Consider the following 26716-nt stretch of genomic DNA (forward strand, 5'->3'; position numbering starts at 1 on the left):
AGGTTGGCAGGGGCGGCTGGATTCGAACCAACGGATGCCGAGATCAAAACCCGGTGCCTTACCACTTGGCGACGCCCCTAACGTGTAACCTTAAAATGATTAAGAGGAGATTCTTTTAAACTATTTACCAAGTAAGATTTACATGGTGAATGTTTAAGAATTTCATCAATATTCATTTCATTCGTTACTTCAATAAAAACACAAGCACCTGTACCTGTAAGCTTTGCTTGACCAAACTGATCTAAATATTGCATTGCTTCTTCTACTTCAGGGTATAACTGTCGGGCCAATGGCTCAAAGTTATTTCCAAAATTAGAAGGTTCTAACTGATAGGCGCAAAATTTAGTGGTCTTAGAGTCTCTTGTCAATGTTTTTTGTGAAAAAAGCAATTGAGTGCTGATAAAACAATCAGGTTTTAAAATAATGAACTGTTTTTGATCTAAGTCTATGAATGATAAATGTTCACCAATACCTTCAGCCCATGCATTTTTACCATAAATAAAAATAGGAACATCGGCACCGAGCTTTACGCCATAGTCTGCAAGTTGTTCTTTATTTAGACCACATTTCCATAATTGATTTAACACAATCAGGGTTGTGGCAGCATTGGATGAACCTCCGCCCAGACCTGCACCCATTGGAATATTTTTTTCAATTTTGATGTTTAGACCGCAGAATTTTTTTGCATGCGGTCTTAGTATTTGAGCAGCCCGATAAATCAGGTTTTCTTCAGGTTGAACTTCACTCAATCCATCAATTTCGATTTGTTCATCTAAAGTCGGTGTAAATATCATCCAATCATATAAATCAATGAGTTGGAAAATGGTTTGTAATTCATGATAACCATTTTCACGACGTCCTGTAATATGTAAAAACAGGTTGAGCTTAGCTGGAGAAGGAACTCGAATCATAGATTTATATAATTAGACTTAGCGGTTTTGGATGACCATTGTAATACGGTTTTCTTTATCTTCAGCAAGAGCTTGCTTTAAAACCAGTTTGTTTGGCAAAGTTTGTTCACCATCATAACTGAAATTAACTGTCCAGCCGTCTTCAATGAGTTGGTTTACACGATTTTCATTATCTTTACTGATTTGAGCACTTAAAGTTGCGGGTTTGGCCAATATCCAACTTGTTAAGTGAGTAATTGGTGCTTGCCAACCAGTTGCACGCTCTAAAAGTTCTTCTGGAGAGGCCGCAGTAATTAACCCTGTTTTAGCACTATTTAACTTCACTTCACCGGGTTTACCCTGAATTTGGGTTTTTCCTACACCTAAAATGCCGCTTAATTCAATATCAAAATTATCTTGTTGTTGAACCCACGTGAAAAATGCACTACCAGTTTGCTGTGGCGTGCGAACCCCGATCTTACCTTGTAAATTAAAGTGTTTTTCATCTTGAACTTGCTGGGTAACCGCGGGTTTAGGTTGAGTAAAATGCTGACAACCGGTTAGAAATAATACACTTGATCCACAGATCGCTGTGCACAGTTGGGCAAATTTGCTCATATGTTTAACTCTTTTTTGCAGATGTAGGTAAAATTAACGCATCAAGCTGTTGTAATTGTGGATCATTGGCATGTTTTTGTTTCAGTTGTTGTAACACCGCGCTAAATTGAGTTAATGATCCTTGCATATACAATGCTTTAGCATAACGAACGCCAATATTTACATTATGGCTGAGTTCATAAGCCTTGCCTAAAGCTTCTGCTGCACCTTCATAATCATTCTGTAAAAATGCAATATAGCCAAGTGTATCTAGAATTGAGGCTTGTTCCGGCGCATATTCTAATGCTTGTTCTGCATATTGACGTGCTTCTTTTAACCTACGGTTTTGCAGGGCTAGTGTATAGGCATACGCATTTAGGTAAGTTGGGCTATTGGGCTCAAGTTGTAATAATTGCTTTAATGTTTTATCGAGTTTATCGCGGTCAGTATATGGATCAAGTAATAAAACTTCTGCATAAATGAGTTCTGGATCATCCTGTAAATTCTTTATCGCTTCATCTAATAAATTTAAGGCAGCTTTTTTATTGCCCATTTTCTTTAAAATTTCAGCTTGAGCTTGATATAAGAAGCTTGCATGTTGAGGGTAATTTACGCGTTCTTGAGTGAGGAACCGTAAAGCATCGTGTAAATTATCCTGCTTATCATAAATCGCAATCAAATTACGTCTTGAAACAACGTATAAACTGCCATCAACTAAGCGATAGTAAGCTTTTGCTGATTCATAATGTTGTTTGCGTTCTGCATTAATTGCTAAATAGTAATAAGCCTCATTTTGGTATTTTGCAGAGTTTCGTAGGTCAACAAGATATTGTTCTGCTTTGTCATATTGTTTTAAATCAATGCTGGTTAAGCCTGCAATAAACAATGCTTCTTCAGCTTTGGGATTAGCCTCTATAACGTTTTCAAGCTTTTCTAAAGCCAGTTGAGATTGATTAAGTTGTATAAGGTAACGGATTTCAGCTAAACGAATATCTAAATTTTTCTTATATTTACGGCTGGACTTTGCATACCATTTAAGCGCACCTTCTTGATCGCTAAGAGCAATGAGTAGGTTTGCTTTCATTAAAATAAAGCTCGTCACTTTAGGACGTCGGCGTAGTGCCTTGTTAATGTTGGTTAGAGCAGATTCTAATTGGCCATTTTGGGCTTCTAGGTTGGCGATAAGAGCTAAAATAGAAGGGTTGTTTTTTTCAGAGCTAGAACGTAAAGCTGTTAATAATACTTCTCGATCTTGAGCATTTTCTGGGGCAATACTCGCTAAAATTTGTTCTAAATCGGCAGTAGGATCTATTTTTAAAATTTTATCTAATGTTTCAGCGGCAAGCTGGTATTCATGTGTTTTTAAAGCAATATGTGACAAATAGAATAAAGCAGGTACATCTTTGGGTTCTTGGGCTACCCAATGTGTAGCAATGTTTAAAGCGGCTTGAAAATCATTATATTCAAGCGCAACATCTAAAGCTCGTTGTTTAATTGAAGTAGAGTTACTTTTAATTGCGAGTACTGTGTAATTGTGCAAAGCGTTAGGAATGTCATCATAAGCCAGAGCAAATTCAGCGACCATAGTTTGCTCTAATGCCTGATCAAATGAATGCACGGCATAGGTCTCTTGCACAGGGCGTGCATAGACATGCGAGGACATGCTACCTAACAATAAGAATGTGGTAGAATACTGTCTTATCGAAGCACCGTTAAAATTAATACGGCTATTCATTTGACGCAATTTTTATTGATCCAAAGTAATGCTTTTTATGACACCGATGTTGCACAATAGCATAAATTTAGCGAAATGATGATCTGATATGTCTTTCTTTGCATTGGGTGTCAACCATCAAACAGCTTCTGTCGAACTCCGCGAACAAATTGCTTTCAATGCAGAGCGATTAAGTCGTTTGCTTGCCGAACAAAGCCATCACCAAAGCTTAAAGGATTTGGTGGTCGTTTCGACGTGTAACCGTACAGAAGTTTATGCCATGGCGGAAAATGCTGAAAGCCTTCTGAAATGGTTAGCTGATGCCAATAATATTGATGTACAGCACTTAATTCATCATGTTTATCGTTACGAGAACACGCAGGCAATTACACATTTAATGCGAGTAGCGAGCGGCTTAGACTCTCTCATGCTCGGTGAGCCGCAAATTTTAGGGCAAGTTAAAAGTGCTTTGGCATTGTCTAAAGAAGCCCAAACGGTCTCTCCTGAATTAAACAGTGTTTTTGAATATGCTTTTTATGCAGCTAAACGTGTACGTTCCGAAACTGCGGTGGGCAGCCATGCCGTTTCGATGGGGTATGCGGTTGCACAATTAGCTTTACAGGTTTTTAGTAAGCCCGAAAAACTTACTGTGATGGTTGTTGCTGCGGGTGAAATGAATAGCTTGGTTGCTAAACATTTGGCTGAAATGGGCGTCGCTAAAATTATTATTTGTAATCGTAGCCGTGAGCGTGCTGATCAACTGGCTCAAGAGATTTCACATCAGGCTGAAGTTGAAATTATTGATTTTTCAGCATTGGCTGAAAACTTGTATCGTGCTGATGTTGTGTCTAGCTGTACTGGTAGTCTATATCAAGTGATTGCTTATCCTGATGTTAAGGCCGCATTAAAGAAACGTCGCTATCAACAAATGTTAATGGTTGATTTAGCTGTACCCCGTGATATAGATCCTAAAGTTGAAGCGCTTGATGGCGTCTATTTGTATGGTGTTGATGATTTACAAAGTGTGATTGAGGAAAACCTAGCTCAACGTCGTCAGGCGGCTGTTGAAGCGGAAGTGATGGTGAATCAATTAGCTACTCAGCTTATTACTCATCAAAAAGTTAAAGAGGCGGGCAGCACAATTCATGCTTATCGCCAACATAGTGAAGAAGTTAGTCAACAAGAGCTGACGCATGCATTAGAGGCTTTGCATCACGGTGAGAATGCTGAGCAGGTATTGCAGCAATTCGCGCATCGTTTGACGCAAAAGCTTATGCATCCAACATCTATTTTGCTACGCGAAGCTGCCAAGGCAGAAAATCCTGATTATTTTGAATGGTTACAACAGCATTTACAGGATGTGTTTGATCATGAGCGTAAGTCAAAACATTAAGACAAGAGTCTTAAACTAATTTGTTTGGTTAATTCATTAAGCTGTTGTCTTAAATTTCGTGATTCAATTAGAGAAATTGGTGATTTAAGTTTCTGACGTAAATATCTTTCTTTTAAGCCTAAAGCATATTCTTGGGCTAACTTGTCGGCCACTTCTGGTGCCTGAGTTAATGCCTGAATATTGGTTCTTTGCATAATATCGGCAATTTCATGGCAATAGCTGCTACAAGCACCTAAAACATAATATGTTGCCAGCTCTTGATCATCCGGTAAGTCATCAAAAATACGATTTAAAATTGCCAGTACTTTTGCTAATAATTCATCTTGATGAATATAAGCACGTAACCCTTCAAAATGAATATAAAGAAAAGGGTGGTGCATCAAAATTGCGATCGCAAAGTCTTCATCTTTAGTATGAATGTTAAATGAGAGCGAGGCATCATGACTGATTTGTGGTGTAAAACGTTTACCCAGTCCAAGTTTTTCACGGAAAGATTGATTGAGTAAATAACGGAAAGAGCCCTGTTTGGGTAATAGTTCAGTCAGTTCTCTGAGCTCACCCATGACCAAGCTTTTGCCTTCAGGTGTACTAATGTCATGTTGACCTGTTAAATGGGCAAAGACAAAATCAGACAAAAGAGGGGACTGTTGTAATAGTTTTTGGAAATTTTCAAGCCCTTCACGACGGATCAGAGAGTCGGGGTCGTGGTCATTCGGTAGTACGAAAAACTTGAGTTCGCGTCCATCATTGAGAAGTGGTAAAGCGATTTCTAACGTTCTGCGTGCTGCTTTTTGACCTGCAGCATCACCGTCAAAAGCAATGGTAATACGGCTATTTTGTTTAAATAAAATATTAAGGTGTTCGGTATTACTTGCAGTCCCTAAAGTCGCTACAGCCCCTGTAATGCCATATTGCTGAAGTGCAATGACATCCATATAGCCTTCAACCATTAACCAGTCGCTAGATTTGAGTTTTCTACCTTCATAAAGCCCGTAAAGTAGCTGATTTTTATGGAAGACCTCTGAGTCAGGCGAGTTAATGTATTTGGGTTTTGTTTCATCATTCAAGGCACGTCCACCAAAACCAACGACGCGGCCTTTCGGGTCTCGAATCGGAAAAATCACACGGTCACGTAATAAGTCAAAATCACGACCATTATCGCTTGAACGGATAAGTCCAAGCTGCTTTAAACCATCAATGTCATAAGGAAAAGCTTTTTCTAGGTGTTGCCAATCTTCTGGTGCATAGCCTAAGCGCCAAAATTGAATCGTCTGATTAGTTAAGCCACGTTGTTTAAAATAGTTTTTTGCTTTTTGACTGTTAGGTAATTGGTGTTCATAGAACTGGGCAATATTTTCCAGTAAGTCATATAAATTACCTTCTTGAACAGGTTCCTCAAAGTTGAAAGGCTGTTCAAATTGGGCAAAAGGGTCGTCAAAAAATACTGGTTCAAGCGAGTTGTAGCTGTCATCTATTGGTTGCTGAGGAGCCACGGGCTCCGCCGTATTTGCTTTAGCAACTGGTGGCTTGGTAACCTGACGGGTATAAGATAGTTTTTTGTTTTCGGTATTATCTTTGGGCAGTTCGACTCCAGCGCTACTCGATAACTCTTTCATTACATCTATAAAGTTTCGGTTATCAATGTCCATCAGAAAACGGATCGCGTTACCGTTGGCCTGACAGCCAAAGCAGTGATAATACTGCTTGTCTCGATAGACGTGGAACGATGGAGATTTTTCTTGATGAAAAGGGCAACAGCCGGAATATGTACGTCCCGTCTTTTTCAGTTTCACACGCTGACCAATCAGATCGACAATATCTGTGCGATCTAAAATTTGATCAATCGTATGTTGTGGAATTGCCATAATTCAGATAACCGTATTAAAACTGATGAGAGAGTGATTCAGAATATTCTGACATGATGAGGCAAGATCTATCCAATAAATATTTTAATATTTTATAAAAACAAACAGGCAAGTGATATCACTTGCCTGTTTGTTGGTGTTTTTTAAAGCTTAAACTTAGTGAGCAGCGTCATCTGCACCTTGTTTCGCATCATCTGATTGAGAATCAGTTGATGTATCTGTAGAGGTAACAGCAGGAGCAACAGTTGTATTTTCTGCTGCTTGTGGCTCAGGTTTGTCTAATAAACCAAAGCTTAAACGGTTTGTCCAACTACGTTCTGATTTCGGTGCTTCAACTTGTGTTTTCTCTGGTTCAGCAGTTTCTTCTTTATCTGAATTGCCAATTAAACCGAAGCTAACACGATTAAGGAAGCCACGTTTTGGAGCTTCTGATTCACTTGTGCTTTCTGGTGTTGCGGCAGTAGATTCACGACCAAAAATACCTAAGGTTGCACGGTTAATCCAGTTACCTTCTTTACGAGCAGCACGCATGTTAACTGTGCCGTCTTTTTTCACCAAGTTAGGGTAATTAAGTTTTAAAACTTCAATATATTGTTGTGAAGTCGCTTTATCACCTAATTGGTTATAGCTATATGCCAAAGTCGCTAATGCTTCTGGAACTTGAGGAGTTTGTGGATAGTGTTCAATTACCCATTGCGAACGTTCGGCAGCTGCGATCCACGCTTTACGTTTAACGTTAAAACGCGCAGCAGTCATTTCATTTTCAGCAAGTTCTTGTCCAATAAATTTCATGCGCTGAGCGGCATCAACAGAGTATTGGCTACTTGGGAAACGACGAATTAAATCAACAAAGTTCTGATAAGCAACTTTTAAATAACTCACATCACGATGAGATTGTTGCAGAGATGTATAGCGCATTAAACTGTCGTAGTTTTGCTCCATATTCGATACAGCACGAACATAATAAGCATAATCCACATTTGGATGCTGAGGATTTAAACGAATAAAACGTTCCGCTAAGGCAATCGCGCCTTCATAATCTTTTTGCTTAAATTTCGAATAGAGAAGTTCAAGTTGTGCTTGTTGTGCGTATTGTCCAGTCGGATAATAAGTATCGATTGCTTCTAAAGACTTGGTCGCATCAAGATATTGACCACGGTCAAGCGACTTTTGGGCCTTTTCGAAGTAAGCTTGTTCACTAGATTGTGGGCCACTATCGACCACTTCTTTTTTACTTGGATTGCTGCTACAGCCCACAAATGCAGACGCTAAACCTAAAGATAAGGCAAGCATCGTAATTTTATAACGTGGTAGCGACATAAAAACTCCTCTGTTATGTTGGGCAATGAGCTACAATTGCGCTATTAAACCACTTTTATCTCAATGATCAAATGACTTCAGCACAATCTTCAAACACAAACTTATCTGAAACCGACTTCAATTTACTTGAAGATTCTGAGGATGCAGATAACCATACTTCTGATACAACTGCAACACGTTTATCGTTGCAAGTTCAGCTAGATGAAAGCTATCTGGGGCAACGTATCGATCAGGTAGCAGCCTTGGTGTGGAATGAGTTTTCACGTGAAAAGCTTAAACAATGGTTGAAGGATGGCCATCTGTTGGTGAATGGTAACATTGTCAAGCCAAAGCACCGTTGTGAAGGGACAGAACTGCTTACACTCGAAGTTGAGCTCGAAGCTCAGACCACGAGCCAACCTGAAAATATTCCACTTAATATTGTCTATGAAGATGACGACATTTTAGTCATCAATAAACCTGTCGGCATGGTAGTACATCCAGGGGCGGGCAATAGCTCTGGAACTTTAGTGAATGCCTTGCTTTATCACTTCCCAAAATTGTCGGAACTTTCTCGCGCTGGTTTAGTACATCGTATTGATAAAGATACAAGCGGTTTGTTAGTGGTTGCTAAAAGTCTTGAGGCACAATTTTCTTTAAGTAAACAATTGGCAAATAAATCGGTTTACCGCGTATACGACTTAGTTGTTTATGGAAATATTATTGCTGGCGGTACTATTGATGAACCTATCAAACGTCATCCAGTTGACCGTGTGAAAATGGCGATTTTACCGGGTGGGCGCGATGCAGTGACCCATTACAATGTAAAAGAACGCTTTAAAGATTTTACTCGCGTACAAGCTCGTCTTGAAACAGGTCGAACTCATCAAATTCGTGTGCACTTTAGTTATATCGGTTATGGGCTTATCGGCGATCAGATTTATATGAACCGTGTACGTGTACCTGCAGGGGCGTCTGAATTACTCATTGACACTTTACGTGGTTTTAAACGCCAAGCGTTGCATGCAGCTAAATTGGGCTTAAAACATCCTCGTACTGGTGAAGAAATGCTATTTGAAGCGCCGTGGCCTGAAGATTTTACACATTTAGTGAATGTGTTACGTTCAGAAAACGCTGCATATTAAGGACGCGTATATGGAATTTGTTCAAGGATTACCTCAAGGTGTATTTGTAGGGCAGACACGTGTTCAACATCTTTTGGCATTACCAACGGATCAACTTGAGTTGTCTGGCTTTAATCTGGCTTTACATGTCAACGATGAGGCACAACGTGTTCAGCAACATCGCATGATATTGTTAGATGAGTTTGCGAAGTTCGGTGTTAAAAAAATGACATGGATGACTCAAACACATAGTACGATTTGCCATACAGTAAATGAACAAATTCCTTTTAAGGCTTTAATTGGTGATGGTTTGGTCACTCAAACCAAAGGTCATGCTTTAATGATGATGACCGCTGATTGTTTACCTGTCGTGTTAGGAAATGCTGAAGGTACGGAAGTCGCAAACTTGCATGCGGGTTGGCGTGGTTTAGCAGGTGGGATTGTTGAAAATACAGTTGCCGCGATGCAGAACCCTCCAACTTGGGCATGGTTAGGAGCTGCGATTAGTCAACCTTGTTTTGAAATTGGGGCTGAAGTAAAGGCTGCTTTTTGTGATAAATATCCAGAGTTAGAAATAGCTTTTGTTGAGGGGGCAGCTCCAAATAAATTTCATGCAGATTTATATGCAATTGCGCGTTTTATTTTGCAGAGTCTAGGTGTGAAACAGGTTTTAGGTGGAGATCAATGTTCTTATCAACAGAGCGATGATTATTTTTCTTATCGCCGTGATGCGAAGACTGGACGTATGGCTACCTTTGTTTTTATATAAGCTTTATAAACATAAGTAAATTTACTCTCTTATTTTGTCGTAATTAAACAGAATAAGAGAGTGTTTATTGAGTTTGAAAATATTACGATTGTGAACCGTATTGAAACGCTTGTATTTCATATTTATAGATGTAGGTTTAGCAAGCGCTAATAAAATGATAAAATAGAAAAAATCGCTCAAAATTTTAATCTTATGTCTTTGCCTGAAAAACATCTCTCTATTGTCTACCACAGTCCATATGGTCATACCGCCAAGGTAGCTTTCGCTATTGCTGCTGGTGCAGAGGTGATGGGAGTAAAAGTACATCTAATGAATATTGAGCATATTGATTGGGATGCGCTTGATGCATCACAAGGTATTGTTTTTGGATCTCCTACCTATATGGGTAGTATGACTGCCGACTTTAAAAAGTTTATGGACAGTACTTCTAAGCGTTGGAAAGAGCGCTTATGGCAAGGCAAGCTTGCGGCTGGCTTTGCAAATTCGGGCGGATTGAGTGGCGATAAACTAGCGGTCTTACAACAATTAAATATTTTTGCTATGCAACATGGCATGTTGTGGTCAGGTTTACCTTTAATGACCACCGGGCATAGTGAAAAAGATTTAAACCGATTATCGAGTTGTTTAGGTTTAATGACCCAGTCAGATAACGCCCCTGTTGAAGTTACCCCCCCACAAGGTGACTTGGATACAGCTAAATGGTTTGGTGAATATATTGCTGGATTACTTTATCGCATAAGTTAAAATAAGTATTTGATTTTATATAAATAAATATTTAATTTTTAATCTAATTACAAAAACCTTGTATTTTTTTTATTCTTTTTTGATTATTTTTTACCAAATGGTTTATTTGGACAATGATGTCCAAAACTTAATAAATAAAAAAATGGAATAATCATGAAAATTTTTTTAACAGCTCTTTGTCTAAGTTGGGCTACCTTAAGCTACGCCAATTTAGAATCTGCAAATCTTGTTCCCCTTAGTGATTCGGAACTTTCTAAAGTTGAAGCTCAGGCATTATTTTCATTTACCTATACCGACCCAAAACAAGCTGATGCTTCAATGAACCAGCAAAATATTGGCTTTTATAAATTAGGTTTAGAGGCAAATCTTGAATTAAATGCCAATGTTAATAAGTTGCAATTAGGATGTGGGGGAGTAAACGGTTTAGGTGGGTGTGATATTGATATTGATAACTTAAGTTTAAGTGGCTTAAGTGATACCAGTGATGGGCGAGCTTCTTCTTCTGCTGTTTTTAGTAATCCCTTTATTGAATTTGCAATTAAAAATCCAGACAGCGCAGCCTTAAGAGAAATTAAAGGTTTTCGTTTAAGTGCTGAAAAGGTTATGGGACTGCTGACTATGGGGCTTGAAAATTCGGAAACACCAAATGGAATTAATAGCTTAAGTGGTTACATGAAAATTAAAGATACCACTGGTTTAGCTTATACCGCTGCTCGTAATATGTCTTATCAAGATACAGGCAAGACCATTGATGGGACTGTTAATGCATGTATCGGGATTTGTATTCCTTTAGGATTTAACTCGTCTGATTATAATTTGCAATTACAACAGACCACTGCACCTATTGTGATCAACGGGCAAGTGATTTCTGGTTCACGAATGAATAATGTCATGCTGAACGGGGTAGCAAATATCGATCAGCTTAATTTCTCTGGAGATCTGAAAGCTTCTATTAATGCAGCACTTGGTCTATTAAATTTACAAAAAAATGTAACGGGTAGCATTACCGGATTAAGAGCAGCACTCACAGTTGATCAAAATTTAGGATTTATTCATAAAATTGAATTAAACAATCCTTTCTCACTTTCTTTACAAGGCCAACAAATATTTTGGCCAGGTGCAGATGCAGCAGCAGAACGGGGGTGGTGGATGGCTTTTGATGATGAAATTGATATTGGCAATGTTACGCCAAGTAAACAAATTGAGATAACTAATGATGTTTTAAAGCAGGTGGTAGGTCCAATTAGTGGTTATTTAACCGCAAATCCAGTGAAATGTAATCTTTTAAATTGTTTGTTTGGTGAAGACTTAGCAGTTGGTGAGGTTAAATTACCCAATACGATTGTGAATTTCCCATTGAAAGATTTACAACTTAAAAATCAATCTTTTGCGCCAAACTGTTATGGCAATTTAAAATTCTGCTAAATTCAAAGTGACATAAAAAAACCTTTAAAGTTAACTTTAAAGGTTTTTTTATTACTTATGAAATATACGAGCTTTATCACGTTGCCAGTCACGGTCTTTTTCAGTTGCACGTTTGTCGTGAAGTTGTTTACCTTTCACAAGCGCAATTTCAAGTTTAACCAAGTGACCTTTCCAGTAACATGCCAAAGGAACACATGAGTAACCTTTTTGGTTAACTGCACCCATTAGGTGTTCAAGCTGACGGCGGGAGAGCAATAACTTACGGGTGCGTGTTGCTTCAGGTACCACATGGGTCGAAGCCGATAATAAAGGCTGAATTTGTGAGCCAAGTAAAAATGCTTCGCCATTCTTGAAAATGACATAACTTTCCGTCAAAGTCATACGCCCAGCACGTAAGGATTTTACTTCCCAACCTTGAAGTGACATACCCGCTTCAAATTTTTCTTCGATAAAATAATCATGACGGGCACGTTTATTTTGTGCGATTGTTCCGCCATTATGTTTCTTTACTACTGTTGCTTTCGCCATAATTCAAACTTCCACAATTATGCCTATTGTGCCGTAAACTGATGCTAAGGTGAAGTTTTTCCTGCACATGAATATTTCGCCTCATGTATAACTTTTGCTAAAATAGGTTCACAATACAATTAGAGTACTAGCGGATGTCTAAAACGCGTGTAATTTATCCTGGAACATTTGACCCCATCACGAATGGACACGTTGATTTAGTTACTAGAGCATCAAGAATGTTTGATGAGGTTGTAGTAGCAATTGCAATTGGACATCATAAGAACCCCTTGTTCAGTCTAGAAGAAAGAGTTGAACTGGCACAATCTTCTTTAAGCCATCTATCAAATGTTGAATTTGTAGGCTTCGATGGTTTACTGGTTAATTTTTTCAAAGAACAAAAGGCAACCGCAGTACTTCGTGGTTTAAGAGCGGTTTCTGATTTTGAATATGAATTTCAACTCGCCAATATGAACCGTCAACTTGACCCACATTTTGAAGCGGTGTTTTTAACACCATCTGAGCAGTACTCTTTTATTTCTTCGACATTGATTCGGGAAATTGCTCGTTTAAAAGGGGATGTAACCAAGTTTGTTCCGCAAGCTGTGGTTGAGGCCTTTGAACGTAAACATCAACAAGGTTGGTAACGTGTCGTTATATATCACCGATGAATGCATAAACTGTGATGTTTGTGAACCAGTTTGCCCGAATGAAGCAATTTTCATGGGTGAAGTGATTTATGAAATTCATCCAGATTTGTGCACTGAATGCGTTGGTCATCATGACCAACCGCAATGCCAATTGTTTTGTCCTGTAGATTGTATTCCTAAAGATCCAGAGCATGAGGAAACGGAAGAACAGCTATTCGACAAATATAAAAAACTAATTGCTCAAAAAAGCACAAGCAATTAGTAAATAAATTTGTTAATATGCGCCCCTGAAGTGAGCTGGATGGTCGCTGCTGTGGAGGTCTTCGTGACTGAAGCAGGGGAGGAAAGTCCGGGCTTCATAGGGCAGGGTGCCAGGTAACGCCTGGGCGGTGAAAGCCGACGGAAAGTGCAGCAGAGAGTAGACCGCCTCATTCGTGAGGTAAGGGTGAAAGGGTGCGGTAAGAGCGCACCGCGTGTCTGGTAACAGTTCACGGCATGGTAAACCCCACCAGAAGCAAGACCAAATAGGAATCCTGAGGTACGGCCCGTACTGGATTCGGGTAGGTCGCTTGAGCGTATGAGTGATTGTACGCCTAGAGGAATGACCATCCTCGACAGAACCCGGCTTATAGGCTCACTTCACCTAATTTATTTAAAATTTTTCTTGACGTGCATTAAAGAAACTAAGATAATGCGCGCACAGTTTAAGGCTATGTAGCTCAGTTGGTTAGAGCACCGCACTCATAATGCGGGGGTCACAAGTTCAAGTCTCGTCATAGCCACCATTTTATAGACCACGCTCCTGCGTGGTCTTTTTTTATGCTTATTTTCTGATTAAACACAGTTTGTAAATACCGACTTTATAATGATGAGATGTTTTTGATTTTTTTATTAGCTTATTTATATTTAAAAATTATTCCTGTTAGCTTAAGGCAATAAGCATCTTAATTGCAGGTGGTATTGAGTATTACCATTCTTATCTCAAATAGATGAGCTCGTAGCACGTGGGGCAGAGTACGAGTTACATTAAGCTTACGGTGAGCTTGAACATGCAGCTTTGTTAGATGAGCTAAAACAGAGCATACAGAGCATGTGTTCAGCTATGTTGACGCAGAAGGTTGTGTTGCTTAACTTAGGCGAATTCATTTCATTACAATCTAAAGAAATACATGTCTATGTATGTGGACTGAAACCAATGATTGCTGCTGTGATTAATTGTTCTAATAAGCATTGTTACCTTGATGAATACATTCATTGGGAACAATTTGCTTCAACAGTTCCAGAAGATGGGAGGGAAGGCTTTTACAGATGTATTTGACAAGTCTAATCAATAAATGAAGTTAAAAGTAACTAGTCAATTTTATAAGTGATCAAAACATTAAATATTGATGTTGAATGCCTATGTTGTGAAGGGGTATGCGATACATGTGAAACTGCTATTTTGGAAGGTAAAGCAAACATTTTGATCAATACCTTAGTGATACAGGAAAGACTTCACAGCTGAGTATGATGACTTGGGTGTCGCGGGCAAAAGGTAAAAAACTGGTATTAGATTTTTAATACATTTCTGTGGTCGATCAATTATTTAAAACATAAATTTGCTAAAAAATGAACAAATAAAGATGATCTGAATCTTATTTGTTCATTTGATGGAATTTAATGATTTTGAACTCTTGACCTGTTCTGCAGAACTATAGATAATGCGCACACAGTTTACGGCTATGTAGCTCAGTTGGTTAGAGCACCGCACTCATAATGCGGGGGTCACAAGTTCAAGTCTCGTCATAGCCACCATTTTAAAAACCATGCTCATGCATGGTTTCTTTTTGTCTTTTTTTTACTCATTAAAATGTTTTTCAATCATATCGAGTGTTTTTGAGCTTTGATAAAAAGGAGCTAAAATCGCTTGAAGTAACGGCTCTAGAATACTGTGCTCATTAAAGACATTCATGACTTTAGGGTAAAAACGTAAAGCTTCAGTTTGTAAATCGGTTTCGGTTAAACCAATCTCACTTAATACTTCAAATAAACTCTCGTCTTTGTAAAATTCATAAAAAACTTCTACGCCATACAAAATAAGATCTTGCATAAATTGTGACTGGCGTAATTCTTTCCAATATTCGTAAATTAAAACAAAGAACTCTTCAACATCAAGAGGAGTTAACTGTTTCATAAACTCATACATTTTTTTATGTCTAAGATCTTCCCAGACATGTCGTATCAGACTTTCTAAATCTTCAGTCGATAAAAGACTTAATTCTGTGAGTTGCTCGTGAATAAAGCTGGCAATCCAAGTTTCAAGTTTATGCTCAAGACGTTGTTGTTGTAAAAAAGAGAATTTTTTGAGTTTATGTTGCCATTCAAAATGATAGTCATCTACTCTAGATGCATTTAGAAATTTTGGTATTTTCTGTTCTAAGGTCGAGGTCGCAATATATTGGCAAAGTTGTTGAACGGCGGGGCTAGTTCTTAAAAACTGGTTGAGATAATGAGGAATATGTTCCATTTCTAAAAATTTGGAGAGCCACATTTCAAATTGGTGGTCAGATACCAAATCTTGTAGCTGAATTGGAGACTTCATAGCAGACAGATAAATACGCTGCGCAATTTCCCCAATAAATTCAAGTAAACCAGCACCTAGCTGCATTTCAAAAGCATAGCGTTTCACAACGGCTTGTAGTTGCTCTAAATCCACCACTTCATGAAGTTTGATTTCGTCAGCATGTTGCATAAAGAGTTGAATGAACTGCTGGAAATAAATAGGTGAGTTTTCTATAGATAATTGTTTTTTGAAAAATTCCACTTGCTCAAGCAAAAGTGCTTGAGCAAGTGTTGTGGTTTTTGATGAGTTTTTCTGCTCAGTCATTCGCTGTCCAACCGTTGACAATCGGATAACGTCGTTCACGACTAAATGCACGAGAAGTAATTCTCGGCCCAATCACGCCTTGACGACGTTTATATTCATTACGATCAACTAAACGGATGACTTTTTCAACTACTTCTTTATCAAAACCTTTGGCAATAATATCTGCCTGACTTAAATCTTCTTCAATATATGCGTAAAGGATGGCATCTAATACATCATATGCTGGTAAAGAGTCTTGGTCTTTTTGGTCTGGGCGAAGTTCTGCTGAAGGTGGACGAGTAATTACACGCTCAGGAATAACAGGTGTTTCACTTAAGCTATTACGGTATTTTGCCAATTCAAATACGATCGTTTTATAAACATCTTTTAGAACAGCAAAACCACCAACCATATCACCATAAAGTGTACAGTAGCCAACTGAAAGCTCAGACTTGTTGCCAGTAGCGAGTACTAAATTACCAAATTTATTTGATAAACCCATGAGTAATGTGCCGCGTGCGCGCGCTTGTAAATTCTCTTCGGTTGCATCTGCTGGTGAGTTGCCAAAGAAAGGATACAAGGTTTGCATAAAGCTATTTACAACTGAATGTATTTCAGCAATACCGAAAGTCACACCCATACGACGAGCTTGTTCTGCTGCATCTTCAACACTAATTTGAGAAGTGTAGGTATAAGGCATCATTACGGCTTGTACTTTTTCTGCACCGATTGCATCAACAGCAATAGCAAGTGTAAGGGCAGAATCAATACCACCAGATAAACCTAAAATTACACCAGGGAAACCTGAACGCTCTACATAGTCACGTGTTGCCAGAACTAAACCTTGATAGATCTCTGCAAAAGTTTCTAATGCAGGAGCAGATTCAGTGACTTTAAATGATTTATTTTTATGGTCAAATTCAGCAATATAAAGGTCTTCTTTAAAGCTTGGTGCTTGTAAAGCAATTTCACCATTTTTGTTACTGACAAAACTTGTGCCATCAAAAATTAAATCGTCTTGTCCACCCACTTGGTTAACGTAAACAATATTTAGATGAAGTTGTTTTGCAAGTTCACTTAAGGTTTGTGTACGATGTTGTGGTTTACCGACTTCATATGGTGATGCATTGAGTACAAGAACAGTATCAACATTTAATTGGCTTAACTGTTTTACGGTATTAATTGACCAGATATCTTCACAAATCAATACGCCAAACTTATGTCCAAGATATTCAAACACCAAATGCTGATGTCCTTTTTGGAAATAACGTTTTTCATCAAAGACGCCATAGTTTGGTAAATTGTGTTTGTTAAAAACACCCAAAACTTGACCGTCTTTCATGACAGCAGCAGAATTATAACGTTGACCATCTTCTGTCTGGTTTACAAATCCAAAAACCATGACAATATCTTTAACTTCGGCAAGTTGAGCAAAAGCCTTTTGCATACGTTTATTTAAATTTGGACGTAACAGTAAGTCTTCAGCTGGATAACCAATGACAGAAAGCTCGGGAAAAATAATCAGGTCAGCGTTTTGTTTTTTCGCCTGATTCACTTGCTCAATCATCTTTTTGGTGTTTGAGTCAATATTGCCAATATGCGGAGAAAACTGAGCAAGGGCAACTTTAAAACTTTTCATTCAAACCTAATCCTAGATCATAACGAATATAGATACACACAGTGTTGATTTTTATAGATATAATTTTTCAACGATGTGTATGATACGATAGTAAACAATTAAAATAGTAAACAAAAATGTCAAGATCAATAATATATACCAATCACATATTTTCTGCGTAAAAATAACGAGATTTTCTGTATAGAATAGAAACAGGCTTCATTATTTTTATTGTTTGTATACTGCCTTATCACAAGCCAATTTGGAATAAGCGCGTTATATTTTTTTCAATAATTTGAATTAAGTAAGAGTGATTTTCTTGTTTAGATAAGTATTTCTGATTTATAAGAATTCTCATTTACATTAAGCAAAAAATGTTACGTTCAAGGAAAGACTGATTATTTAGTTACAAATGAAGTTGAGGTGAACAGATAATATTTGGGATTTTCCCAGAGCAAATGTCACGGGCAATTTCACCTTGTTGTTCAATGTTATAAGAGCTAAACGCCTTGTGGGGAGAGTAGGTGTATTTATAGGGATTGTAATTTTTAAAGCTAAGATAATAGGCCGATTGCAACAATGCACCTTTAAGTAGTACATGAATACCTTTTTGATGTTGCATGACATGAGTGAGTTCGTGAATAAAAATACCCTGCATAAATTTAGATTCTAGAGCGTAATTTTCACTGTAGTCGGAAGGGTTGACGTAAATATTTCCATTTGGTGCCATAAAAATACCGCAAGACTGCCAAGGTAAATAACGAGTAGCAATAATTTTAGGTTGTTCACAATTGAGCATGTCACCGAAAACGAGTTGTGCTAATACTTTTTCTTGAGCAGTCAGATATCTGATGGGATAGTTTTTTAAGTGACGAAAAATAAAAAGCGTAAGACGTATAAATTGTTGTTGGGTTGAGTGTTTAAGGGCAGTAAGGGTTAGCATAGCTTTGCCATTAAATGAGTTTATCTATTTCTTTAGGATAGTATAGATTACTTATTAGTAAATAAAGGGTCGGATTTACTCATTGGGTATAACTTTAAGAGAGCATTGATTTTATGCTTTTTGATTGAAAAAGTTAAATATAGGGATAACTCTGCGAGTTTTTATTGTCTAAATTAAAAAAATTGCTCGGAAAAGCAAAAGCCCCAGTTAAAACTGAGGCTTTACGACAACTAAAATCACTACAGCAAATAAGATTACAGTTGGCATTTCATTAAAGAAACGCCAGAACCTATGTGATTTATAGTGTGCATTTCCGATAAGTTTTTTACGATAGTAGCCACATACCAAATGGTAGATGACTAATAAAGCGACTAAAGCAACTTTAAGATAAAACCATGTTGCCTGATGGTAATGTCGAGTTGCATCGCCCCATTCCACAAGAAAATGGGCGGTAATTAATGTGGCAATCATAGAAGGCCACATAATTCCGCGATACAACTTACGTTCCATTACTTCAAAGCGTTGATGACTAGCAGCATCTTCACTCATGGCATGGTAAACATATAAACGTGGTAAGTAGAACAAAGCAGCGAACCAACAAACCACAGCAATAATATGTAATGCTTTTACCCACAAAAAAGCATCAGAAGGTGCATCCATCGATAATCCTACGTGGGATTATGCATCCCACTTCTTGAAAATAAGGCAAGCGTTAACACCGCCAAAGCCAAAACTGTTACTCATTACAGTATTCAATTTTGCATCACGTTTTTCAAGTACGATATCAAAAGGTTTTGCGCCTTCATCAAGTTCAGTCACATTGATGTTTGGTGCAATAAAGTCATTTTGCATCATTAGAACAGAGTAAATAGCTTCTTGTACACCAGCTGCACCTAAGCTATGACCTGTCATAGATTTGGTTGAGCTAAGAGGAGGTACATTGCCTTCGCCAAATGCACGTTCCATTGCTTTAAGTTCTGTAATGTCACCAGCTGGAGTAGACGTACCATGTGTATTTACATAGTCAATTTTGTCTACGCCATGTTGTTTAGCTTCTTCAAGTGCCATTAATACACAACGTGTAGCGCCTTCACCACTTGGAGCAACCATGTCTGCACCATCGCTGTTTGCAGCATAACCAACAACTTCAGCTAAAATGTTGGCACCACGTGCTTGAGCGTGTTCAAGTGATTCAAGTACAACGAAACCACCACCGCCAGCAATAACGAAACCGTCGCGGTCTGCTGAATATGGACGAGATGCTGTTTCTGGAGTTTCATTATATTTCGAGCAAAGCGCACCCATTGCATCAAATAATAAACTTTGAGACCAATGATCTTCTTCACCACCGCCAGCAAGCATAAGATCTTGTTTGCCAAGTTGAATAAGGTTGTAAGCATAACCAATTGCGTCAGCAGAAGTTGCACAAGCACTCGTAATAGTATGAGCAATACCTTGTAGTTTAAATGCAACACCTACGTTTGCAGTAATCGTGTTTGACATGTTGCGTGGTACGAAGAAAGGTCCTACTTTACGTGCACCTTTAGTCTCTAAAAGCTCTGTCATTTCAACAACAGATGCAGTTGAACCACCACCTGAACCGCCTGCGATACCGTAACGTGGATTACCACCGATTTGCTCAGCAGTAAGTCCTGCATGTTCAACAGCAGCTACAGCAGCATTGTAAGCGTACATTGCACATACGCCCATAAAGCGTTTTAACTTACGGTCAATATGATCAAAATCTTGTTCTGCAGCAGCGCTCACATGACTTTTAAAATTGAGTTCAGCATAAGTTGGGTTAAAACGTGTCCCGGAGATTCCGTTTTGAAGTGAATGAGTAACTGCTTCTAAAGAGTTACCGATACATGAGTTAATACCCATACCAGTGATTACAACACGTTTCATCTACAGGTCCCTTTATGGTGATATTAAGAGTCTATCGTGATCAACAGCTATGAAAATGAATAGGAGAATATAGCTATAAGAAAACAAGACTCATGTTTTTTCGTTGTTAACATGATAGCAGAAAGGATTTTTATTTCTTATGGCAAATCTTTATGACAATTTTACATTTAAAAAAAATAACTAAATACATGGTATGTTGCATTTAGGGTTAACTAAAATACACACATACAAGTTGAGATAAATCCACATTCCACCTAGTATTTATGTCTAATTAGATAAATTAAAAAATCGAGGTACTTGATGACAAAATTCAATAATAATCAATCTGACAATTTGTTTTCTCAGGTCTTCGGAGTGGCTAAAAAGCTCAGTTCTACAGGATTGAGTATCTTGCAACAGAGCCAATCTGGTGATGTAAGTAAGGTGATTGAACCAATTCCAGCTGGTAAAACGGTTGAAGGTAGATCGAGAACAAAAAGCCCATTTGAAGTTGAGCAATATGAAAGTCCTCAACAAATGCTTCGAGAACAATTACCGAAAGTAACTCGTCAGGTCTTTGGACGGCATTTTACAAAAGTAAATGGTGTGGCTACATTTCTTTCCCCAGATTGGGATCAAAAAGTTTCAGGCTATTTATTTGATTGGTTGAATGACTTTAGTTCAAAAAGCACCTTAACTGAAAAAATCTTGGAAGAAGCGGGGGCTAAAGATTTATTTGAACTAACTAAGGATACGGGCCGTTCTCAACGTTTAAGTCAGGCGCTCATTGAACAAAACAAATTAATTGCGACAATACAAGGGGCAATCACAGGTGTGTCAGGTGTGGTTGGCGCTGCTGTAGATGTTCCTGTTTCACTCGTGTTGGTCTTGAGAACGATTTATCAGACAGGAAGATCACATGGCTTTGACCTTCAAGAAGTTACTGACCAAGATGTTGTCGAGTTTATTTTTAAAGAAGTTGATATTAGTCTGATTGCTGAAAAGCAAACTTTATTGTTAGCTTTAAAAACATTACGGAATATGTTGGAAACGCAAGATATTCATCAATTTCAGCAAGTGTTAGGTTCAACTACTGATTTTGATACTTTAAAGAACTGGTTGGTCGATGAAGACGGAGAGTTTAAATGGGCTTGGTTAAATCGTATTCCTAAACTCTCAGCCTTTGGTAAAGTTACACCAGTTGCTGGTGCTGTTTTAAGCGCAGTATATAGCTGGAAACTACAAGAGGATGTTGGTCATAAAGCACAAGCTATCTTTGGAGCTGCAAGACATTATTTAAATGAACATCCAAGTGAGCATTTATCTCCGCTACAGGCTTATTATGCTGCGGTTACACTCATTCAGAAAGCCAGTCCACGTCTTTTAAGTGTTGGTGAAGATGGCAATATTCACGCTGCGCATCATCATAAAGTAGAAAATCATGATGTAATTTCAAAAGTATCTATTGTCTTAAAGCCAACAGAAAGTAAAAAGAGCGAAGAGAAAATTCAGGAAAATGTTCATCAGGGTATTGAGCAACTTGCCGATAAACATGTAGAGGAACATGAGCATACTGAGCAAAAACCAGCTTTAGCTCCAGAGGAAGATGAAGAGGAGTTGAATGATAAAAAATACTCTTAACAATACGCTTACAAATAAGAGGTTTAAAAATAAAATTTGAACTCTATTTAAATTTGTAAGTTATCCTGTCAAAGATTGATATGGTCAACATTTGGTAAGTATTGCCGTGTTGACCATTTTTGCATCTTAGCTTACAATTATGTGCCCTTAAAAAGAGGTATTTCTTTTTAAGGTTTTTTAATAACGGGAGAATTGCCATATGGCAACAACGAATCAGTTGATCCGTAAGGGTCGTACGACTTTGGTTGAAAAATCCAAAGTTCCTGCGTTGAAGGCTTGTCCACAACGTCGTGGTGTTTGTACACGTGTTTATACAACTACACCTAAAAAACCTAACTCAGCTATGCGTAAGGTTTGCCGTGTTCGCTTAACTTCAGGTTTTGAAGTATCTAGCTACATCGGTGGTGAAGGTCATAACCTACAAGAGCACAGTGTTGTTCTTATCCGTGGTGGTCGTGTTAAAGACTTACCAGGTGTACGTTACCATACCGTTCGTGGTTCATTAGACTGTGCTGGTGTTAAAGATCGTAATCAATCACGTTCTAAATACGGTACTAAGCGTCCTAAGAAGTAATTCTAGGAAACTAGTCCAATAAGCCCTTTAGCGTTTCGCTTGTTTGAATTCTTCATAGATTTGTAATTCAAGCGACGTATAGTAAGGCCAGCGTCGTGTACATGACACTTGTACAAACTGCTGGATTATCCTGAAGTGTCATATTATTAGGTGTATTAAAATGCCAAGACGTCGCGTAGTCGCTGCTCGTGAGATCCTTCCAGATCCAAAATTTAGCAGCCAAACAATCGCTAAATTCATGAACCACGTAATGCAAGATGGTAAAAAATCTGTTGCTGAAGGTATCGTTTACGGTGCTTTAGAACGTGTTCAAGAAAAAAACAAAGTAGACCCAGTTGAATTTTTCGAGACTACTCTTGAAAAAGTTCGTCCTATGGTCGAAGTAAAAGCACGCCGTGTTGGTGGTGCTACTTATCAAGTACCTATGGAAGTACGCCCATCCCGTCGTACTGCCTTAGCGATGCGTTGGTTAGTAGATGCTGCTGCTAAGCGTTCTGAAAAAACGATGGCTTTACGTCTTGCTGGTGAGTTGCTTGATGCAGCTGAAGGTAAAGGTGCAGCAATCAAAAAACGTGAAGACGTGCATCGTATGGCTGAAGCCAACAAAGCCTTCTCTCACTACCGTTTCTAAGCGGATAAAACAGTCCCTAATCAGGAGAATATTCATGCGTACAGCAGCTCGATTCAACATTGCTCTTTATCAAAGTGGGAGCTTTGCGGGTATTTAAGTTGCCTGCTTGGATATTTGTACGCATCAATTTAATTGATGCGTCCTGTTTTAAATATAACATTTAGGAATGTAGACATCATGGCTCGCCAAACCCCAATTAGTAATTACCGTAACATCGGTATTTCTGCGCACATTGACGCAGGTAAAACAACTACAACAGAACGTATTTTGTTCTACACAGGTGTATCTCACAAAATTGGTGAAGTACACGATGGTGCAGCAACAATGGACTGGATGGAACAAGAGCAAGAGCGTGGTATTACAATTACCTCGGCTGCTACAACTTGTTTCTGGTCTGGTATGGGTAACCAATTCGAACAACACCGTATCAACGTAATTGACACCCCGGGACACGTAGACTTCACAATCGAAGTTGAACGTTCTATGCGTGTTCTTGACGGTGCGTGCATGGTTTACTGTGCAGTTGGTGGCGTACAACCTCAGTCTGAAACTGTATGGCGTCAAGCAAACAAATATAAAGTGCCTCGTTTAGCATTCGTGAACAAGATGGACCGTACTGGTGCAAACTTCTTCCGTGCTGTTGAGCAAGTTAAAACTCGTTTAGGTGGTAATCCTGTACCTATCGTTGTGCCAATCGGTGCAGAAGATACGTTTGCAGGTGTTGTTGACCTTATCGAAATGAAAGCGATTATCTGGGATGAAGCATCTCAAGGTATGAAGTTTGAATATGCTGAAATTCCAGCTGACCTAGTTGATACGTCTAACGAATGGCGTACCAAAATGGTTGAAGCTGCGGCTGAAGCTTCTGAAGAATTAATGGACAAGTACCTTGAAGAAGGTGATCTTTCTAAAGAAGAGATCATTGCAGGTTTACGTGCTCGTACATTAGCTTCTGAAATTCAAGTAATGCTTTGTGGTTCTGCGTTCAAAAACAAAGGTGTTCAACGTATGTTGGATGCTGTAATTGAATTCTTACCATCACCTACAGAAGTTAAAGCGATCGAAGGTATCCTTGACGACAAAGACGAAACTAAAGCGTCTCGTGAAGCATCTGACGAAGCTCCGTTCTCTGCGTTAGCGTTCAAAATCATGAACGACAAGTTCGTAGGTAACTTAACATTCGTACGTGTTTATTCTGGTGTTCTTAAACAAGGTGATCCGGTTTATAACCCAGTTAAATCTAAGCGTGAACGTATCGGTCGTATCGTGCAAATGCATGCGAACGAACGTCAAGATCTTGATGAAATCCGTGCAGGTGATATCGCAGCGTGTGTAGGTCTTAAAGACGTTACTACTGGTGATACATTATGTGATGAGAAAAACATCATTACACTTGAGCGTATGGAATTCCCAGAGCCAGTAATTTCATTGGCTGTTGAACCAAAAACTAAAGCTGACCAAGAAAAAATGTCAATTGCTTTAGGTCGTTTGGCTAAAGAAGATCCATCGTTCCGCGTTCGTACAGATGAAGAATCTGGTCAAACAATTATTGCTGGTATGGGTGAGCTTCACCTTGACATCATCGTTGACCGTATGAAGCGTGAATTCGGTGTTGAAGCGAACATTGGTAAACCAATGGTTGCTTACCGCGAAACAATCAAAAAGACTGTTGAGCAAGAAGGTAAGTTCGTTCGTCAAACAGGTGGTAAAGGTAAATTCGGTCATGTATATGTTCGTTTAGAGCCTATGGATGTTGAAGAAGCTGGTAAAGAATACCAATTCGCTGAAGAAGTTGTCGGCGGTACTGTACCTAAAGAATTCTTTGGTGCGGTTGACAAAGGTATTCAAGAACGTATGAAGAATGGTGTATTAGCTGGTTACCCTGTTGTGGGTATCAAAGCGACATTATTCGATGGTTCTTACCATGATGTCGACTCTGATGAATTGTCGTTCAAAATGGCTGGTTCGTACGCTTTCCGTGACGGTTTCATGAAAGCTGATCCTATCCTTCTTGAACCAATCATGAAAGTTGAAGTAGAAACTCCAGAAGACTACATGGGCGATATCATGGGTGACTTAAACCGTCGTCGTGGTATGGTTCAAGGTATGGATGATCTTCCTGGTGGAACAAAAGCAATTAAAGCAGAAGTTCCATTGGCTGAGATGTTTGGTTACGCGACTCAAATGCGTTCTATGTCTCAAGGTCGTGCGACTTATTCTATGGAATTCGCTAAATACGCTGAAACTCCACGTAACGTGGCTGAAGGCATCATCGCTAAGTTCCAGACTGGCGGTAAAAAAGGTGACGACGAGTAATCTTTCGATTACTATAAGCCCAAACTAATTCTTAGTTAAAACCAAGCGCTCGTGCAGTGACCCTGCATGAGCAGTTTATAAAGGAAGATCATCATGGCTAAAGCCAAGTTTGAACGTAATAAGCCACACGTAAACGTGGGCACAATCGGTCACGTTGACCATGGTAAAACAACTTTAACTGCTGCGATTGCAACTATTTGTGCAAAAACTTACGGCGGTGAAGCGAAAGATTACTCACAAATCGACTCAGCACCTGAAGAAAAAGCACGTGGTATTACAATTAATACTTCACACGTAGAATACGATTCTCCAATCCGTCACTATGCTCACGTAGACTGCCCGGGCCACGCCGATTATGTTAAAAACATGATTACTGGTGCTGCTCAGATGGACGGCGCGATCCTTGTATGTGCTGCGACTGATGGTCCAATGCCACAAACTCGTGAACACATCCTTCTTTCTCGTCAGGTTGGTGTACCTTACATCATCGTATTCTTAAACAAGTGTGACCTTGTTGATGATGAAGAATTACTTGAATTAGTAGAAATGGAAGTTCGTGAACTTCTTTCTACTTATGACTTCCCAGGTGATGACACTCCAGTTATCCGTGGTTCTGCGCTTAAAGCGTTGGAAGGCGATGCTGGTCAATATGGTGAGTCTTCAGTTCTTGCTCTTGTTGAAGCGCTTGACTCTTACATTCCAGAACCAGAACGTGCTATCGACAAAGCATTCTTAATGCCAATCGAAGACGTATTCTCTATCTCTGGCCGTGGTACAGTAGTAACTGGTCGTGTAGAAGCTGGTATCGTGAAAGTAGGCGAATCAGTTGAAATCGTTGGTATCCGTGATACTCAAACAACTACAGTTACTGGCGTAGAAATGTTCCGTAAATTGCTTGACGAAGGTCGTGCAGGCGAGAACTGTGGTGTTCTTCTACGTGGTACTAAGCGTGAAGACGTACAACGTGGTCAAGTACTTGCTAAACCAGGTACAATCAAGCCGCACACTAAATTCGATGCAGAAGTATACGTACTTTCTAAAGAAGAAGGTGGTCGTCATACTCCATTCCTTAACGGTTACCGTCCACAGTTCTACTTCCGTACAACTGACGTAACTGGCGCAATCCAATTACAAGACGGCGTTGAAATGGTTATGCCAGGCGACAACGTTGAAATGTCAGTAGAATTAATCCACCCAATCGCAATGGACCCAGGTCTACGTTTTGCGATCCGTGAAGGTGGTCGTACTGTAGGTGCTGGTGTTGTTGCGAAAGTAACTGCATAA

General features: G+C 39.0%; 23 protein-coding genes, 3 tRNA genes, 1 other RNA gene and 1 pseudogene. 16 read left to right on the forward strand and 12 right to left on the reverse strand.

Annotation, left to right across the window (positions count from 1 at the left end):
- Positions 1–4 precede the first annotated feature (4 nt).
- The 4 genes from MKL38_RS15770 to MKL38_RS15785 form a co-directional block, all read right to left on the reverse strand.
- Positions 5–79 (reverse strand) — tRNA-Gln (locus MKL38_RS15770).
- Positions 78–911, reverse strand: a complete 834-nt coding sequence (gene ispE, locus MKL38_RS15775; RefSeq protein ID WP_270903724.1) for a 4-(cytidine 5'-diphospho)-2-C-methyl-D-erythritol kinase — start codon at positions 909–911, stop codon at positions 78–80. The genes MKL38_RS15770 and ispE overlap by 2 nt, the downstream gene beginning before the upstream one ends.
- An 18-nt stretch (positions 912–929) precedes the next feature.
- Complete coding sequence (gene lolB / locus MKL38_RS15780; protein ID WP_003653326.1) at positions 930–1508, reverse strand: lipoprotein insertase outer membrane protein LolB; 579 nt, start codon at positions 1506–1508, stop codon at positions 930–932.
- A 4-nt stretch (positions 1509–1512) separates the two neighbouring features.
- Positions 1513–3222 carry a tetratricopeptide repeat protein gene (locus MKL38_RS15785; protein WP_270903725.1) on the reverse strand — a complete coding sequence of 570 codons (1710 nt, stop codon included), beginning with the start codon at positions 3220–3222 and terminating at the stop codon, positions 1513–1515.
- 88 nt (positions 3223–3310) lie between these two features.
- On the opposite strand from MKL38_RS15785, the gene hemA reads away from it, so the two are divergent.
- A complete protein-coding gene (hemA, locus tag MKL38_RS15790) occupies positions 3311–4594 on the forward strand; it encodes a glutamyl-tRNA reductase (protein WP_270903726.1) in 1284 nt (427 codons plus the stop codon).
- Here hemA and MKL38_RS15795 read toward each other — a convergent pair.
- Together MKL38_RS15795 and MKL38_RS15800 are read right to left on the reverse strand one after the other, a co-directional pair.
- Entirely contained in the window at positions 4591–6459 is a 1869-nt protein-coding gene (locus MKL38_RS15795; protein ID WP_270903727.1) for a DNA primase, read from the reverse strand. The two genes, hemA and MKL38_RS15795, sit on opposite strands and share 4 nt — an antisense overlap.
- 156 nt (positions 6460–6615) lie before the next feature.
- Positions 6616–7779, reverse strand: a complete 1164-nt coding sequence (locus MKL38_RS15800) for an outer membrane protein assembly factor BamD (RefSeq protein WP_270903728.1) — start codon at positions 7777–7779, stop codon at positions 6616–6618.
- Positions 7780–7850: 71 nt separating this feature from the next.
- On the opposite strand from MKL38_RS15800, the gene rluD reads away from it, so the two are divergent.
- From rluD to MKL38_RS15820, 4 genes are all read left to right on the forward strand, one after another.
- On the forward strand, positions 7851–8903 hold the full coding sequence (rluD, locus tag MKL38_RS15805; protein ID WP_045436676.1) for a 23S rRNA pseudouridine(1911/1915/1917) synthase RluD: 1053 nt from the start codon (positions 7851–7853) through the stop codon (positions 8901–8903).
- Positions 8904–8913: 10 nt separating this feature from the next.
- Positions 8914–9651 carry a peptidoglycan editing factor PgeF gene (gene pgeF, locus MKL38_RS15810; RefSeq protein ID WP_270903729.1) on the forward strand — a complete coding sequence of 246 codons (738 nt, stop codon included), beginning with the start codon at positions 8914–8916 and terminating at the stop codon, positions 9649–9651.
- A 192-nt stretch (positions 9652–9843) separates the two neighbouring features.
- A complete protein-coding gene (locus tag MKL38_RS15815; protein ID WP_270903730.1) occupies positions 9844–10395 on the forward strand; it encodes a flavodoxin family protein in 552 nt (183 codons plus the stop codon).
- Positions 10396–10548: 153 nt separating this feature from the next.
- Positions 10549–11820, forward strand: a complete 1272-nt coding sequence (locus MKL38_RS15820; protein WP_270903731.1) for a hypothetical protein — start codon at positions 10549–10551, stop codon at positions 11818–11820.
- A 51-nt stretch (positions 11821–11871) separates the two neighbouring features.
- Here the strand turns inward: MKL38_RS15820 and smpB are convergent, their stop codons facing one another.
- Entirely contained in the window at positions 11872–12348 is a 477-nt protein-coding gene (gene smpB / locus MKL38_RS15825; RefSeq protein WP_004641603.1) for an SsrA-binding protein SmpB, read from the reverse strand.
- Positions 12349–12482: 134 nt separating this feature from the next.
- Here smpB and coaD point away from each other — a divergent pair, with 134 nt between their 5' ends.
- From coaD to MKL38_RS15855, 6 genes and pseudogenes are all read left to right on the forward strand, one after another.
- A complete protein-coding gene (gene coaD / locus MKL38_RS15830; RefSeq protein WP_004641605.1) occupies positions 12483–12974 on the forward strand; it encodes a pantetheine-phosphate adenylyltransferase in 492 nt (163 codons plus the stop codon).
- Between the two features lies 1 nt (position 12975).
- Positions 12976–13239 carry a YfhL family 4Fe-4S dicluster ferredoxin gene (locus tag MKL38_RS15835; RefSeq protein WP_003653306.1) on the forward strand — a complete coding sequence of 88 codons (264 nt, stop codon included), beginning with the start codon at positions 12976–12978 and terminating at the stop codon, positions 13237–13239.
- 27 nt (positions 13240–13266) lie between these two features.
- Positions 13267–13622: RNase P RNA component class A (gene rnpB / locus MKL38_RS15840), an RNA gene on the forward strand.
- A gap of 63 nt (positions 13623–13685) precedes the next feature.
- Positions 13686–13762, forward strand: a tRNA-Met gene (locus MKL38_RS15845).
- A gap of 156 nt (positions 13763–13918) precedes the next feature.
- Positions 13919–14537: pseudogene (locus MKL38_RS15850) on the forward strand (flavin reductase family protein); the annotation flags it as partial.
- Positions 14538–14694: 157 nt separating this feature from the next.
- A tRNA-Met gene (locus tag MKL38_RS15855) sits at positions 14695–14771 on the forward strand.
- Between the two features lie 43 nt (positions 14772–14814).
- Here the strand turns inward: MKL38_RS15855 and MKL38_RS15860 are convergent.
- From MKL38_RS15860 to MKL38_RS15880, 5 genes are all read right to left on the reverse strand, one after another.
- Positions 14815–15843 (reverse strand): hypothetical protein, encoded by a 1029-nt coding sequence (locus tag MKL38_RS15860; RefSeq protein ID WP_270903732.1) that lies wholly within the window; start codon positions 15841–15843, stop codon positions 14815–14817.
- Entirely contained in the window at positions 15836–17461 is a 1626-nt protein-coding gene (locus MKL38_RS15865) for an NAD+ synthase (RefSeq protein ID WP_270903733.1), read from the reverse strand. The genes MKL38_RS15860 and MKL38_RS15865 overlap by 8 nt, the downstream gene beginning before the upstream one ends.
- A gap of 385 nt (positions 17462–17846) precedes the next feature.
- The gene (locus MKL38_RS15870; RefSeq protein ID WP_270903736.1) at positions 17847–18407 is read right to left on the reverse strand and encodes a hypothetical protein; all 561 of its coding nucleotides are present in this window, start codon (positions 18405–18407) and stop codon (positions 17847–17849) included.
- Between the two features lie 183 nt (positions 18408–18590).
- Positions 18591–19043 (reverse strand): protoporphyrinogen oxidase HemJ, encoded by a 453-nt coding sequence (gene hemJ / locus MKL38_RS15875; RefSeq protein ID WP_005042681.1) that lies wholly within the window; start codon positions 19041–19043, stop codon positions 18591–18593.
- Between the two features lie 18 nt (positions 19044–19061).
- Positions 19062–20291, reverse strand: a complete 1230-nt coding sequence (locus tag MKL38_RS15880; protein ID WP_004641618.1) for a beta-ketoacyl synthase N-terminal-like domain-containing protein — start codon at positions 20289–20291, stop codon at positions 19062–19064.
- Positions 20292–20591: 300 nt separating this feature from the next.
- On the opposite strand from MKL38_RS15880, the gene MKL38_RS15885 reads away from it, so the two are divergent.
- The 5 genes from MKL38_RS15885 (at position 20592) to tuf (ending at position 26716) form a co-directional block, all read left to right on the forward strand.
- The gene (locus tag MKL38_RS15885) at positions 20592–21911 is read left to right on the forward strand and encodes an EcsC family protein (protein ID WP_198077871.1); all 1320 of its coding nucleotides are present in this window, start codon (positions 20592–20594) and stop codon (positions 21909–21911) included.
- 199 nt (positions 21912–22110) lie between these two features.
- Positions 22111–22485 carry a 30S ribosomal protein S12 gene (rpsL, locus tag MKL38_RS15890; protein ID WP_002050319.1) on the forward strand — a complete coding sequence of 125 codons (375 nt, stop codon included), beginning with the start codon at positions 22111–22113 and terminating at the stop codon, positions 22483–22485.
- A gap of 160 nt (positions 22486–22645) precedes the next feature.
- Entirely contained in the window at positions 22646–23116 is a 471-nt protein-coding gene (rpsG, locus tag MKL38_RS15895) for a 30S ribosomal protein S7 (RefSeq protein ID WP_004638185.1), read from the forward strand.
- Between the two features lie 177 nt (positions 23117–23293).
- The gene (fusA, locus tag MKL38_RS15900; RefSeq protein WP_004641624.1) at positions 23294–25432 is read left to right on the forward strand and encodes an elongation factor G; all 2139 of its coding nucleotides are present in this window, start codon (positions 23294–23296) and stop codon (positions 25430–25432) included.
- Positions 25433–25525: 93 nt separating this feature from the next.
- On the forward strand, positions 25526–26716 hold the full coding sequence (gene tuf / locus MKL38_RS15905; protein WP_209830134.1) for an elongation factor Tu: 1191 nt from the start codon (positions 25526–25528) through the stop codon (positions 26714–26716).

The sequence above is a fragment of the Acinetobacter sp. AOR14_HL genome, from assembly GCF_027855175.1.
Classification (GTDB): domain Bacteria; phylum Pseudomonadota; class Gammaproteobacteria; order Pseudomonadales; family Moraxellaceae; genus Acinetobacter; species Acinetobacter calcoaceticus.

Bases quoted from the DNA above. Each gene is read 5' to 3' on its own strand.
- ispE (WP_270903724.1), bottom strand. From the start codon at position 911: ATGATTCGAGTTCCTTCTCCAGCTAAGCTCAACCTGTTTTTACATATT.
- lolB (WP_003653326.1), bottom strand. From the start codon at position 1,508: ATGAGCAAATTTGCCCAACTGTGCACAGCGATCTGTGGATCAAGTGTA.
- MKL38_RS15785 (WP_270903725.1), bottom strand. From the start codon at position 3,222: ATGAATAGCCGTATTAATTTTAACGGTGCTTCGATAAGACAGTATTCT.
- hemA (WP_270903726.1), top strand. From the start codon at position 3,311: ATGTCTTTCTTTGCATTGGGTGTCAACCATCAAACAGCTTCTGTCGAA.
- MKL38_RS15795 (WP_270903727.1), bottom strand. From the start codon at position 6,459: ATGGCAATTCCACAACATACGATTGATCAAATTTTAGATCGCACAGAT.
- MKL38_RS15800 (WP_270903728.1), bottom strand. From the start codon at position 7,779: ATGTCGCTACCACGTTATAAAATTACGATGCTTGCCTTATCTTTAGGT.
- rluD (WP_045436676.1), top strand. From the start codon at position 7,851: ATGACTTCAGCACAATCTTCAAACACAAACTTATCTGAAACCGACTTC.
- pgeF (WP_270903729.1), top strand. From the start codon at position 8,914: ATGGAATTTGTTCAAGGATTACCTCAAGGTGTATTTGTAGGGCAGACA.
- MKL38_RS15815 (WP_270903730.1), top strand. From the start codon at position 9,844: ATGTCTTTGCCTGAAAAACATCTCTCTATTGTCTACCACAGTCCATAT.
- MKL38_RS15820 (WP_270903731.1), top strand. From the start codon at position 10,549: ATGAAAATTTTTTTAACAGCTCTTTGTCTAAGTTGGGCTACCTTAAGC.
- smpB (WP_004641603.1), bottom strand. From the start codon at position 12,348: ATGGCGAAAGCAACAGTAGTAAAGAAACATAATGGCGGAACAATCGCA.
- coaD (WP_004641605.1), top strand. From the start codon at position 12,483: ATGTCTAAAACGCGTGTAATTTATCCTGGAACATTTGACCCCATCACG.
- MKL38_RS15860 (WP_270903732.1), bottom strand. From the start codon at position 15,843: ATGACTGAGCAGAAAAACTCATCAAAAACCACAACACTTGCTCAAGCA.
- MKL38_RS15865 (WP_270903733.1), bottom strand. From the start codon at position 17,461: ATGAAAAGTTTTAAAGTTGCCCTTGCTCAGTTTTCTCCGCATATTGGC.
- hemJ (WP_005042681.1), bottom strand. From the start codon at position 19,043: ATGGATGCACCTTCTGATGCTTTTTTGTGGGTAAAAGCATTACATATT.
- MKL38_RS15880 (WP_004641618.1), bottom strand. From the start codon at position 20,291: ATGAAACGTGTTGTAATCACTGGTATGGGTATTAACTCATGTATCGGT.
- MKL38_RS15885 (WP_198077871.1), top strand. From the start codon at position 20,592: ATGACAAAATTCAATAATAATCAATCTGACAATTTGTTTTCTCAGGTC.
- rpsL (WP_002050319.1), top strand. From the start codon at position 22,111: ATGGCAACAACGAATCAGTTGATCCGTAAGGGTCGTACGACTTTGGTT.
- rpsG (WP_004638185.1), top strand. From the start codon at position 22,646: ATGCCAAGACGTCGCGTAGTCGCTGCTCGTGAGATCCTTCCAGATCCA.
- fusA (WP_004641624.1), top strand. From the start codon at position 23,294: ATGGCTCGCCAAACCCCAATTAGTAATTACCGTAACATCGGTATTTCT.
- tuf (WP_209830134.1), top strand. From the start codon at position 25,526: ATGGCTAAAGCCAAGTTTGAACGTAATAAGCCACACGTAAACGTGGGC.